This is a genomic window from Williamsia sp. MIQD14, from assembly GCF_051025635.1.
Classification (GTDB): Bacteria; Actinomycetota; Actinomycetes; order Mycobacteriales; family Mycobacteriaceae; genus Williamsia_A.
In genome coordinates, this window is record NZ_JBPFDG010000001.1 from 1,139,413 (window position 1) to 1,152,001 (window position 12,589).

At 69.1% G+C, this 12,589-nt stretch carries 10 protein-coding genes and 1 pseudogene; 4 read left to right on the forward strand and 7 right to left on the reverse strand.

Annotated features, from left to right (window positions below):
* Window positions 1–2: 2 nt before the first annotated feature.
* Window positions 3–1,373 (reverse strand): DUF222 domain-containing protein, encoded by a 1,371-nt coding sequence (locus tag ACQ7HM_RS04865; RefSeq protein ID WP_434215090.1) that lies wholly within the window; start codon window positions 1,371–1,373, stop codon window positions 3–5.
* Between ACQ7HM_RS04865 and ACQ7HM_RS04870 the strand changes: the two are divergent.
* Window positions 1,357–1,593: pseudogene (locus ACQ7HM_RS04870) on the forward strand (hypothetical protein); the annotation flags it as partial. The gene ACQ7HM_RS04865 and the pseudogene ACQ7HM_RS04870 overlap by 17 nt on opposite strands.
* Window positions 1,594–1,662: 69 nt before the next feature.
* Window positions 1,663–2,064 (forward strand): DapH/DapD/GlmU-related protein, encoded by a 402-nt coding sequence (locus ACQ7HM_RS04875; protein ID WP_434215634.1) that lies wholly within the window; start codon window positions 1,663–1,665, stop codon window positions 2,062–2,064.
* Here the strand turns inward: ACQ7HM_RS04875 and ACQ7HM_RS04880 are convergent.
* Both ACQ7HM_RS04880 and ACQ7HM_RS04885 read right to left on the reverse strand, forming a co-directional pair.
* A complete protein-coding gene (locus ACQ7HM_RS04880) occupies window positions 2,047–3,324 on the reverse strand; it encodes an MFS transporter (protein WP_434215091.1) in 1,278 nt (425 codons plus the stop codon). The two genes, ACQ7HM_RS04875 and ACQ7HM_RS04880, sit on opposite strands and share 18 nt — an antisense overlap.
* On the reverse strand, window positions 3,321–3,962 hold the full coding sequence (locus ACQ7HM_RS04885; protein WP_434215092.1) for a GntR family transcriptional regulator: 642 nt from the start codon (window positions 3,960–3,962) through the stop codon (window positions 3,321–3,323). Before ACQ7HM_RS04885 ends, ACQ7HM_RS04880 begins: the two co-directional genes overlap by 4 nt.
* Before the next feature lie 79 nt (window positions 3,963–4,041).
* On the opposite strand from ACQ7HM_RS04885, the gene ACQ7HM_RS04890 reads away from it, so the two are divergent.
* Entirely contained in the window at window positions 4,042–4,518 is a 477-nt protein-coding gene (locus tag ACQ7HM_RS04890) for a nucleoside deaminase (RefSeq protein ID WP_434215093.1), read from the forward strand.
* 19 nt (window positions 4,519–4,537) lie between these two features.
* Here ACQ7HM_RS04890 and ACQ7HM_RS04895 read toward each other — a convergent pair whose 3' ends face one another.
* Genes ACQ7HM_RS04895 through ACQ7HM_RS04910 form a run of 4 tightly spaced genes read right to left on the reverse strand, consistent with a single transcriptional unit; the run spans window position 4,538 to window position 11,366 of the window.
* Entirely contained in the window at window positions 4,538–5,626 is a 1,089-nt protein-coding gene (locus tag ACQ7HM_RS04895; RefSeq protein ID WP_434215094.1) for a winged helix DNA-binding domain-containing protein, read from the reverse strand.
* 4 nt (window positions 5,627–5,630) lie between these two features.
* On the reverse strand, window positions 5,631–9,032 hold the full coding sequence (locus tag ACQ7HM_RS04900) for an ATP-binding protein (protein ID WP_434215095.1): 3,402 nt from the start codon (window positions 9,030–9,032) through the stop codon (window positions 5,631–5,633).
* Window positions 9,029–9,838, reverse strand: coding sequence for a DUF4194 domain-containing protein (locus tag ACQ7HM_RS04905; protein WP_434215096.1), 810 nt, complete (start codon window positions 9,836–9,838; stop codon window positions 9,029–9,031). Before ACQ7HM_RS04905 ends, ACQ7HM_RS04900 begins: the two co-directional genes overlap by 4 nt.
* Entirely contained in the window at window positions 9,828–11,366 is a 1,539-nt protein-coding gene (locus ACQ7HM_RS04910) for a DUF3375 domain-containing protein (protein ID WP_434215097.1), read from the reverse strand. The genes ACQ7HM_RS04905 and ACQ7HM_RS04910 overlap by 11 nt, the downstream gene beginning before the upstream one ends.
* 183 nt (window positions 11,367–11,549) lie before the next feature.
* Here ACQ7HM_RS04910 and ACQ7HM_RS04915 point away from each other — a divergent pair, with 183 nt between their 5' ends.
* Complete coding sequence (locus ACQ7HM_RS04915) at window positions 11,550–12,521, forward strand: DUF1731 domain-containing protein (RefSeq protein ID WP_434215098.1); 972 nt, start codon at window positions 11,550–11,552, stop codon at window positions 12,519–12,521.
* Window positions 12,522–12,589 lie beyond the last annotated feature (68 nt).

The window sequence follows — 12,589 nt, forward strand, 5'->3', positions numbered from 1 at the left end:
GTTCAGGCAGCGACGACGTGTTGGCCGTCGCGCCATTCCCAGATGCCGTACAGCACTTCGAGGGTGTAGCTGAGGTCGAGGGTTCCGCTGCCTACGGGTTCGACGGCTGTGTTGCTGATCGAGGCGTTCGGTTGCCACGTTTCCGGGGCGTGGGTCTCGGGTGCGGTGTCGATGGGGGTGCCGCTGGGGTGGTGGAAGCTGAATTCTTGGTTTCCGAGTGCGCGAATCGTGAAGTCGCCGTTGTGGAGCGCGCGGTGATGGATCGAGCACAGCAGGATCAGGTTGTCGGGGTCGGTGGTCCCGCCGTGACTCCAGAATCGGACGTGGTGGGCGTGGAGATGCCGGGTGCGTCCGCAGGCGGGGTGTCGGCAGCCGCGATCGCGGGCGTGCACCACCCGCAGTAGGGCTTTGGTGGGTAGTCGTCGTCTACGGCCGAATGTCAGCGCTACACCGCGTTTCCCGCTGCGAGATCGCTGGTGGCCGATCTCCCGGGTCGATCCACCGCATGCGGCCTCGTCGACCTCGGTCGTGGCGATGGCGGGTCCGGTATCGAGATGTGGATCGGCGGAGTGATCTGCGTCGGTGTGGACGACGATCTCCGCGCCTGGGGCGAAGTCGGGCATCGCGACGACGGTGCGCGCGGTGTCGGCCATGGTGACCACCGCGGCGGAGATGTCGGCGGGGACTCCGCGCCACAGATCTCGGGACGCTGCTGCCGTATCGAGGCCCTCGGTGCCGGCAGGAAGGTCGAGGTCGGGATCACCGGTAACGCGGGTTCTTTCGTATTCGCTACGCACGACGCCGGCGAGGAAGCGGGCCCCGTCGACTGGGGACAGTCGCATCGTCACCGCCAACGACCCGTCGTCGTTCCACTTCCACCGCGACGATGATTCGATCCGACCGCTTGCAGCCTCATCTTCGGCGCGGTCGATGTGCGCGATGCCCCGCACCAGTCGTTCGACCTGCGCCGCGGTAGCCGACAACGCCACATTCACCAGTTCTTCTTCACGATCGGGGGTCGCGACACGGGTGATCGCGCGGACTTTCGAGTACGACAGGCGACCCTCCGCGAACGCCTCGGACGCCCTGGGAAGATCGGTCAGCGCGTGGGCGATCCGCAGATGATCCTGTGCCGTGCGGAGCGACATCCCGGTCTTCCATGACAGCCAGTGCGCGCTGGAGCGGATCCCGACACCACTCCACACGCCGCGATCGTCGAACTCGCGGAGCAACTCGACGAAGCGAGCGGTCAAGGCGGCGATCTGCGAGGCGAACCCGACGACCCTGTCGGCCAACTCCGCGTCCGACAACCCGTCCGGCGAGGCGGAATCGAACGGATCCGAATGTTTCGACGCGATGGCTGTGACCGACACTGTTACCCCCGACGAGCTGCGGTTATCAACTCCCACAACCCTATCGGCACCCACCGACAACTCGACCGAACCGCGTTCCGCGGAACGCGGTCGGGCTACGGTCGCAGACGTGAGTGAGCAGGCCGACCGGTTGGCGCGTGGCGAGTGGTACCTCGATGACGAGCACCTTCGCGAACGACGGCGACGGTGTGTCGATCTCGTCGACGAATGGAATGCCACGCCCGGATCCGATGATGGCCGGCGAGAGCGTGTCATGCGACTCATCACAGGTTCGGTGGGGGACGGAGTCGTGATCGTCCCCAGGTTCAGCTGTACCTACGGCACGAACATCAGACTGGGCGACAACGTGTTCGTGAACGGCAACGCGTTTTTCATGGACGACGCGGCGATCACGCTCGAGGCGAACGTTCGAGTCGGACCGGGCGCGAACCTGGTCACCGCCCTTCACCCCATAGATGACCACGCTCGCCGCCGTCAGGGATGGGAACGTGCGGCACCGATCGTCATAGGCGAGAACTCATGGTTGGCGGCTGCGGTCACCGTCGGCGCCGGTGTCACCATCGGCCGCAACTCCGTCATCGGCGCAGGCAGCGTCGTGTTGTCCGACATCCCCGACAACGCGGTCGCCGTGGGGGCACCGGCGCGAGTCGTCCGACTCACCTCGCCGGAGGACTCACCCGGCGAGTGTTGATGACGCGTCGGCACCATTGCGCGGCAGGTGCCTGCGGTAGGACGCGACCACGACCGCCGTCGACACCACGAGCGCGGCGAGCAGGACGCCGAGGAGGAACAGCGTCGTGAACGGCGGGGTGAGCGCGGCGAGGATCGTCGGGATGACGAAGCCGAGATAGGCGACGGCGTAGAAGATTCCGGTGAGGCGGGCCAGGTCGGAGGCGGGCGCGATGCGTTGGACCTCGCGGAGCCCGGAGACGAGTCCGATGCCGAAACCCATTCCGAACACGACGGCGGCGGCCACGCCGACCACGACCTGTCCGGTCTCGACGGCGGCGATCATGACCACGAGTCCGACGGCGAGTGTCGCCATCGACACGACGATCCCGCGGGCACTCGTGGGTGAGTCGATACGTGTGGCGAGGGGTTGGACGAGGGCGCCGCTGGTGAGTGCGACGACGCTCAGCAGGGTGGCGTAGGCGAGGCCCAGGCCGCCGGTCGCGTCGGCGAGCAACACCGGCAGATACCCGTAGGACAGGGCGCACGCCGCGAACAGCCATGGCCCGCACACGAGGACGACCCGCAGGAACCGGCGGTTGCGCATCGAGGACACAGTCATGCGCGCCCGGAGTGGTTGTCGCACAGCGCCGGCGAACACGGTCTCCGGCGGTCGGCGCACCAGCAGGAGGAACGGGACGGCCACCACGATGTGGATCAGGTAGGGCAGCTCCTCGGGCACCGGACCCCACTGGGCGATGCTGCCGGCGACGAGGGCGCCCAGCGCCGAGCCCAGGGTGAAGGCCAGCGAGGCGCGACGCGCACCGGCGCCGGCATCGGCCGACGGATCGAATCGGCCCTGACTCAGTTCCTTGAGCCAGCTCGTCCCGACGGCCATGGCGGTGCCGACCGACATGCCCGCGAACAGCCGCCCGAGACAGATCGGCAGCGATCCGAGTTCGCCGAGCGCGAGCAGTGCGCTGGCCGCGACACCGAACAACACCGCACACGACATCGGTCCGCGGCGACCGCCGTGGTCACTCACCGCGCCCGCGATCACCAGCGCCGGGGCGAGTCCCGCGACGTAGATGCCCAGGAACAGCGTGACCGTCGCCGCCGAGTAGTGGGCGGTGTCGCGGTACAGCAGAAGCATGGGACTGAACTGATTCCCCGACCACGCGCACACGAACAGCGTCCCGAACACGAGGAGCCAGGCCCTGCCGCGGGACGCGGTCGCAGTGGTCGCGGGATCGACGTCCGCGTCACGGGCACCGACGGTCATATCGCCCCCTGGTAGCGGTCGAGGTGGGCGACGAGTGCCGCGGTGAAGCCGTCGCGGTCGCCGCCGACGAAACACTCGGCCAGCCTGCGGTGATCGGCGTACGACGACGCGAGGTTTCCGGGGTCGATGCGCAGATACATCGTGCGCAGGCGTTGCTGCCGCGCCCTCAGTTGCTCGTAGAACTGCCGGGCAAGCGGATTGTGGGAACCCTCGATCAGCAGGGCGTGGAAGTCGTCGTCGGCGTCGACGAACGCCGGGACATCACCGGAGTCGACCGCCTCCTCCTGCCGACGCAGGTTCTCCTCGATGCGCTCGAGGATCTCGGCGCCGGGACCACCGGTAGCGAATGTCTGTGCAGCCGCTGCGGATTCGATGCCCTGTCGCATGGCGAGCACGTCGGAAGCCTCCGACGGCGTCATGGGTCGGATGATCGCGCCCTTGCGGGAGACCAGTTCGATCAGCTGCTCGGCGTCGAGGCGGAGGAAGGCCTCGTGGACGGGCGTGCGACTGATCCCCAGTTCGGCGCCGATCTTGGCCTCGCTCACCAACTGCCCGCCGGCCAGACCGCCGCTGATGATCTGCGCTTTGGTGTGGGTGTACGCACGCTCGGCGGCCACCGGTCCCGTGTTCGCGGTCATGCCGACGACGCTAACACCTTGCATACAAGGTTGCATGCAAGGCCTGGGGGCCTGCCCGTCGACCGCCTACGCTGACACCATGGCACTCACCGAGGACGACCTCGCACACCTGCGGCGCTGCGTCGAGCTCGCCCGCGAAGCGCTGACCACGGGCGACGAGCCGTTCGGTTCGGTACTGGTCGACGCGCAGGGACGCCGGGTCTTCGCCGAGCGCAACCGGGTCGGTGGGGGTGACGCGACGCGCCATCCGGAGCTGGCGATCGCACTCTGGGCGGTCGAGAACCTCACCCCCGACGAGCGCGCCCGGTCGTCGGTCTACACCTCCGGCGAGCACTGTCCGATGTGTGCCGCCGCGCACGCTTGGGTCGGACTGGGACGCATCGTCTACGCGGTGTCGTCGGCACAGCTCACCGGATGGTTGCAGGAGTGGGGTGCACCCGCGTCGCCGGTGGCGCCGCTCCCGATCGCGACCGTGGCCCCCGGACTCGTGGCCGAGGGCCCCGTCGAGATGTTCGCCGCCGAGATGGCCGCGCTGCACCGCGAGGCCAACGCCTGACGGTCTGCGTCGTCGCGAGCTAGTCGGTGGGCTGCCGGACGAACTCCGACACCGCGTCGGCCTCGCCCTCGAGCGCTCGTCGCCGCGACGCGGGAACGTCGAGGAGATACTCGACGGACACCGCACCGGCGGCGTCGACACGCCACGACCCGACCACCCGACCGTCGACCATCGCGAACCCCGGCATACGACCGTTCGGGGTGGCCATCGCCTTGTAGACGGCCTCGTCGATGACACGGCGGCGATCGGCCTGGGCGACCACGACGTTGTCGAACGGGGCCAGCAGGCGGGCCGGCGCGGGCTCGTCGGCCGAGGCGATGTCGAGGCCGTCGAGATCGAACAGTTCCTCCCCGTCCGGTCCGGTCAGCCGGTTGAGTTCCCAGTCGCGTTCCATCGCCTCGATCGGCCCGCGGAGCCGGGTGAGCCCTGACCAGCTCTGTATCCCCGCGACCGTCGACGGCCCGAAGCCGCGCAGGTAGAGCCGGATGAGGTCGTGCACGGCCTCGGCGCCGGTGACGGCGGGCTCGCCGGGCCCCACCCACTCGTCGAAGAGGCGGTAGGTGGTGGCGCCGCTCCCGGCGAACAGTCCTCGCGGCGGGACCTGGACGAGCGGCAGGGTGCACCGGGCGACCGTGCACAGGGTCGGGGCCGATTCGCCGGGGAATCGCTCGACGAGGGCGGCACCCAGTGCCTTGGTGGACATCTCGGTGTCGGTCAACAGTTCGCGTGCGTGGTCGGCCACCGCGGCGGGGTCGGCCGCGACGATGTTGCGCAGGTGGTTGGTCCGCAGTTCCGCGTCCAGTGTCGGTTGTGCCAGTGGACGGATCCAGCGTGCATCCTCTGCGTCGACACAGAACACGGTGCTGCGCAGCAACGCCATCCGGACCACCTCGCGGTCGACCATCAGCCCGTCGAGCTCAGCCGGATCGAAATCGACGATCCGGGAATGCAGTCCGAAGAACGCCGCTCGCGGATCCTGCGACTGCAGCCCCACGCAGCGGTCGAGCACCTCCACGGCGTCGTCGTCGACGCGCTCGAGTAGATGCTGACGGGTCAGGACGGTGCGGTTCCACTGCTCGAGGGAGATCCGGTCCGGCGACGTCACCACGCGATCACCGCTGCTGCCGTGCCGTCGCGATCTCCCCGAAGGTCGCGGTGCGGGCGTCCGATCGCGCGCCGTCGGGGCCGATCCGCTTGTCCACCAGGATGACCTGGCCGATGAACTGTTCGACGATGCCGGCCATGCGGATCGGTGCGGCGATGATCAGCTGGAACCCGAACTGCTCGAACGCCCGCAGCGACTGACTGCTGAACGTCTCGTCGGACTTGCTGAACGCCTCGTCGAGCATGAGCGGCGCGAAACCCGGCCGGTGGTCGTCGGGACTGCTCAACGAGAAGCTCAGTGCCGCTGCGAGACAGAACGCGACCAGCTTCTCCTGCTCGCCACCGGAGTTCGTCGCGGTGTTGCGGTAGGTGTGCACCGGCGGCGCATCGTCGTCCTCGGGCTCACCGGCCGCCGGGCGCGCGAGCTCCTTGCCGTAGAAGAAGTAGCTGTTGCGCACGTCGAGGACGTTGTCGCACCAGCGTTTTCCCTCGGCGTCGGTGGCGGTGAGCGCGATGATGAGGTTCTTGATGCGATAGAACTGCCGCGCCAACACCGCGCCGTCGCCGGCGCGGGCCGCGGGGGCGTCGCGCATCATCGCGTCGACGATGCGGGCGAACTCGGTGGCCTCCTCGGTCGGGTTGTGCTGCACCGCGATCTGTAGATAGGTGCCGGTGTTGAAGTCGACACGTCGCAGTCCGCTGTTGACCTCCGCGATACCGCGACGGATCCGCTTGTTGGTGTCGCCGATCTCCTTGTAGAGGTTCGACACCGAGTGTGAGATGTCGGTGGTGATCAGCTGTCGGAACCGCTCCTGCGTGGAGGCGAGCCCGTGGTCGATGAGCCCGGCGTGGATCGACACCAGATCTTCCGCGCCGGCGATGGTCGGCGTCAGATTGTTGGCGGCGGCGGGCCATTCCCGGACGAACGCCTCCGCGGCGCGCACGATGCGGTTCTCGGCACTGTCGCGATCGGCGTTGGCGTCGGCCTGCACCGCTTCGAGGGCGTTGCGCAGATCCGACCGCACCTCGCCGTAGGTCTCGATCGACAGTTCCTTGCCGCTGCCCTCGAGCACGGTGGTCAGCACTCCGGAGAGGTAGTCGCGGTCGTCGTCGCTGATGGCATCGGTGTCGGTGGACTGTTCGAGCTCGGCGAGCCAGCGGTCCCAGTCCGAACCGATGTGGCGCAGTTGGTCGTTGATCGCGCCCACCCGCGCGACCGCCTCGCGCCAGTCGGCGCGCGCGATGTCGACCTGCTCCTCGAGTTCGGCGAGATCGACCCGGTTGCCGCGGACGGCCTCGATGCGCTGGTTCAACTCGTCGGCGTCGCGACGCGACGACCACCAGTTGAGCTCGGTCCACGAACCGTACGCGGCCAACGCCTCGGCGGCCTTCGCGCGTTCCCGGTTGTCCTCCAGCAGATCCCGCATGTCCTGCGACGCCTGCCGGGCCTCGTCGAACCGGGCCTGCAGCCCGACGAGCGATTCCTCGAGCGCGGCGCGCTTGCCGTCGGTGTTGGTACCGAAGATCCAGTGGGTGCGGTCGTCGACGCGACGGCGGTCGTCCTTGCGGTAACGGTCACGCCCGGCCTTCACCAGGCCCTGCGGGGTCACCGCGAGCTCATGCCGGTCGAGTTCGACCGGGGTGCCGACGCAGACGTGCGCGGCCGAGCGGGCGACGACACCGGTGAGCCATGGCCCGGCGGGATGGGCGGTATCCACGCTCATGACCGCGGCGAGAGTTCCCGGAGTCGGTTCGGTGACGGCGGCATCGGTGTCGAACGCGCGGAACTCCAGCACGCCGCCGAGGTTGGTGGCGTTAACGAAATCCGAGACCCGCCTGCGGTGTTCCTGGGGCACCAGCAGCGTCATGCCGAGGCTGCGCAGCACACGTTCGGCGGCGCCGGCCCAGGTGTCGCGGTGCTCGGCCGCAACCTCGACCAGTTCGGCGGCGAACGGGAGATCGTGGGCGCCGATACCGGTACCGGTCGCGATGGCGTCGCGCTGGGCGAGAGCATCGCGCGGCAGCAGGGATCGTCGCGCGGTCAGCGTGGTCAACTCCTCGAGCACCGCCTCGTGCTCGCGACGGGCGTCGGTCTCGGCGCTGAACACCGGGTGCGCCCGCGCCGACAGTGACGCCGCGGCCTCCCGGGCGGCCCGCCCGATCTGCGGGGCGCGGTCACGCAACGCCGCGAACTCCTCGTGCGATTCCGGGGTGTTCTCGCCGATCCGCGCCACCACCGCCGAATACCGTTCGTAGGCACGGTTGCGGGCGGTCACCTCGGCCTCGAACGATTTGAGTTCGGCCTCCAGCGAGGTCAGCTCACCCTTGTCGACGGTGAGCTGATCACGCAGCGACGTGTGACGGTCCTCGCGCTCGTCGGCGATGTTCTCCCAGGAGGCGACCTCGTTGTCGAGCGCCGTGCGCTGGTCCTCGATCGAGTCGAGTTTGGCCTGCAGCAACGCCACCCGGTGTTCGCGCATGAACGCACGCATCGGCGGTCCGAGCAGCTCGGCGGCGCGGGTCGTGGACTCCTCGGCACCGCAATACGCCTGCCACGCATCGGGAATGGGACGCAGCACCTTCTCCTGCGCGTGTGCCCTGGCCGCGGCCTGATACGCCTCGTCGAGCTGGGTGAAGTTCTCGACCAGCCGCTGCGCCTTCGTGTAGGTGTCGGGCCGGTCGAGCATGTAGGTGCGGATGAAGAGGTTGAGGTCGCCGACGTTCTTCATCGCCTTGGCCTTGCCCATCAGCGCCAGGGCCGCCGAGGAGCTGCCGATGCCGACACGACGGCGCAACGCCTCCTGGTAGGCGCTCTGCACGTCGAAACAGGCGACGTCGGGATGCGTGGCGCGGTAGGAGCGGATGTCGAATCCGCCTGCGGCCCAGTCGTTGAGCGACAGCAGGTCGGCGTCACCGGGGTGCAGCTGGTACCAGGAGCGCAGCGCGGCGCCGTCGTTGCCGGAGCCCGGGAACCACTTGATGGCGACAGCCGTCGTCACCGACCCGGCGCCGTTGTCGTACGTCGCCGCGATCGCCGACCACGTCGCGCCGGAGCCGCGCAGGTACTGCACCTGCGACTGGTTGTACTCGTCGTCGTTCTCCGCCCACGCGCCGCGCACGTAGTCGGCCATCGACCGTGCCGCGCGCTTGGCACCCTTGGCGGTCAGATCGGCTGAGGCGTTGAAACCCTGGTCGTAGGTGGGCAGCAACACCACCGAGTGGCCGTCCATCAGCGACGACTTGCCCGACCCGGACGGCCCGGTCAGCAGCACGCCGCGCTCGTCGATCGGGAAGTCCTTGTAGCCGTGGAACGTTCCCCAGTTGACGAGCTGGATACGCGTGAGCCGGAACTGCCCGATCGCCAGGGTGCGACGCGCGGTGGTGGTGGTCTGCTCGAGGGTGTCGGTCACTGCTCTTCTTCCTCATCGGTCACCGAATCATCGAGAACCGTCTCGTCGAGTTCCGCGAGGTCGGGGCTGGGGTCGTCGCCGGCGAGGACGCGGTAGGCGCGGGTGTACGACTCGACCTGCTCGGGCGTCAGCAGCGCCGCGATCACGCCGTGGATGGCGTAGCGGTCGGTACCGGGCAGTGCGCGGATGATCTTGCGGTTCTCCAGCACGTTGATCGCGGCGTCGACGCGACGGACGAAACCGGCCTCGTCGGTGTCGCGAACGGGCTTGTAGGTGAGCATGTGGTCGACCATCTCGGTCCGTTCCACCGTGGCCGACTCGTCGACACTGGTCAGGTACTTCTGGCGGAGGAACAGCGCGAGCACCGACGCGGCGAGCGTGAGGGTGGACGCGCGCAGGATGTTGCGTTGCCGCGGATCGGATTCGGTGACCTGCCGGGTGAACGCGTAGCGGTGTTCGGTGTCGATCTCGAGCACCAGGTTGAGCTCGGAGAGCCGAGACCGGATGATCTGCTCGTTGGCCTCGATCGCGCGCCAGTTGCGCGATTTGCCGCTCACGTGGGCCGCGGCGACGAGCTCCTGCAGGGCGTAACAGACCGGCGCGGGCAGCTCGGAGGTGTCGCCGTCGAAACGGGGTTCGGTGCGGCGCTGTCCGATGTCACCGAGCGGTTCGGTGCCGTCGAAGCTGAAGTGCGACAGGTCGACCGACGTCGAGGCCTCGGCCTCGGGACTGTCGACGAACAGGTCGTCACCGGCGTCGGGAGCCCCGGTCGCGACGTGGTCGCTCATCTCGTGGTCAGTGGTCACGATGGGTCTCCCCCGTCAGGTCGTCGAGCAGGTGCACCGCGGGGTCGACGGCGGTCACCACGGGTTCGGGCATGGGTTCGGTGAACACGATCGCCGGCACCGAGATCTCCCGCACCCCGCGCGCGGTGTGCGCGCCGACCGTCATCGGCGGACGCGAGGTGTCGACCGCGCCGTGTCGTTGCGCGAGCGACCACACGCCCACCACGTCGCCCACGCGCGGCGAGTCGATGCGCGAGAGCACCTGTGCGAGATCGGCGGCCCCGGTACCGACCGAGGCGTTCACCGCATCGGTCAGTGCCTGCCAGTCGATGGTCTCGGTGCCGACGAGCGCCGCGGGGTCGATGTCGATCTCACCGGCCGACGCCTCGACACCGTCCGGGATCTCGACGACGCCGTCGTGCAACGACACCGCGCCAATCGAGTTCGTGTCGGCCACCCCCATCGGGACCTCGATACCCATGTCGCGGCCCGCGCTCACGTGCTCGAACGCCGCTGCGGCCGCGCGCTGCGCCTCGCCGATCTGCTCGCGCAGGGCCCGATAGTGCAGGAAGTCACCACCTTTGACGAAGGTGTTGATCCGCCGGTACACCTGCCCGCGGATCTCGTCGACGTGCTGCACCTCGTCCCACATGCGGTCGATGAAGCGGCCCAGGATGTCGGCCTGGTCGCGGGGCAGATCGGGGAGGGCGGCGAGGATCGCGTCGATGTGCCGTTCGAGATCGTCGCGGAGCCGGTGGTCGGAGATGAGGGTGTAGAAGGCGTCGAAGGCGCTGCCCTCGGCGGACCGGTGCAGTTCGTCGTGTCCGTCGAACATCCGGTTGAGGGCGTCGGCGTAGGCGCCTGCGCGCTCGTCGAGGCCTCCGGTGAGCAGTTCCCGGGAGTTCTCCCGCAGTTTCTCGCCGTAGCCGATGATGTCGGCCGGCATCCGTTCGGCGAGCGAGGTCACCATGCGGATGTCGTCGAACACCCGCCGGGCGTCGACCGCGGGTACGGCCCCGGCAGCCAGTTCTGCCCGGCGAGCAGTCAATTCGGCGATCTTCGCGTCGATGTCGCGGATGTGCTCACCGGGATCGGGGTTGATGGCCACCGCGATGTTGGACAGACGCCCGATCACCATCTCCATCGCCGTCTGCGTGGCGACCGACCGATCGTGTCGCACCGACTGCACCTGCGCCAGAGCCGTCGTCGCGCCTCGGGTCAGCTGGTAGCGCTCGATGTGTCGATCGGCGTCGAGGGTGCGGGCGACGAAGCCGCGCCGCGTCCACAGGTCGAGGAGTTCTTCGGCGGTCGGGACGGCGACGTCACGGTCGGTCCAGTGCGACGCCAGCGCGGCGATGTCGTGGGCGAGACCCGCGGCGAGGTGATCGCCGTCGACCTGGCCGTCACCGAGGCGCGCGGCCATCAGCGCCAGGTGCACCATCGCACTGCGCGACCGCAACAGGCGCAGGGTGACGTCGGCGTCGGCGCTCTCGGTGAATGCCGCGTGCAGGGCGGCCGCGGAACCCTCCGGAGTGGTGCCGACCGCCATGTCACCGCCTTAGCCCGTGGAGAGGAATGTGCTCGGTCGAGATCGCCCGATGCCTTCGGCGAGGATAGTGGCCTCGCGCCCGCCCGAGCGCACCCCGCGGCCGCCTTGTGGACAGCGTGTGACAGACGAGATTCGTGAGGTTTCCCACGGCTCGGACCCCAGCTGCCGGGGTTACCGTGACGCATGTCCGAATCGCCCCGCGACACGTCACCCGCGACCCCTACCGGATCGCCGCGGCGGGTCGTGATCGCCGGCGGTTCGGGTGCACTCGGGCGTCGGATCTGCGCCGACCTCGTCGCACGTGGCATCGAGGTCGTGGTGCTGACGCGGTCGGTCGATCCGGTGTGGTCGATCCGCCAGGTCCGCTGGGACGGCGAGACCCGCGGCGACTGGGTGCGCGAACTCGATGCGCCGGGCACCGCGCTGATCAACCTGGCGGGCAAGCTCGTCGACGTCCGCCCCACCGCGGCGAACATCGCCGAGCTGCGCCGCAGTCGCGTGATCCCGACCCGTCTGCTCGCCGACGTGGCCGAAGGCCTCGCCGAACCCCTCACGCACTGGGTGCAGGCCAGTACCACCGCCATCTGGAGCGACGCCGGCGACACCTGGTGCACCGAGGAGACCCCGCTGCCCGACCCGGGACTGCCGCAGATGACCGGAGTCGCGGCCCCGTGGGAGGAAGCCGCCCAGGGCGCTCGGTGCGGGCATCAGACGATCCTGCGGACCTCGATCGTCCTCGACACCGGGGCCCCGGCGCTGCGCACGCTGTCCCGTCTGACCCGCGTCGGGTTGGGCGGTCGCGTCGGCTCGGGACAGCAGTGGTTCAGCTGGATCCACATCGACGACTGGTTGGCGATCGCGCGGGCCGCACTCGGACTCACCCCCGGACTCGAGCTGCCCGACGGCGTGCTGGTCGCCGCGACCGATGCGCCCGTCCGCAACGCCGAGCTGATGGCGGCGCTGCGCCGACACCTGCACCGACCGGCCGCACCGCCGACCCCGACACCACTGCTGCGTCTCGGCGCAGTGGTGCTGCGCAGCGATCCGCTGCTCGGTCTGACCGGTCGCCGCGCGCGGTCGCAGGTGCTCGCCGACCGGGACTTCCGGTTCGCCTTCGGCGATCTCGACAGCGCGCTGGCCGACCTGATCGGGTAGGTGCGTCGACGTCGATTTGAGATGTCTCATCGCCGTGCCTATAGTGGCGCCAACGGCCGAACTTGTGA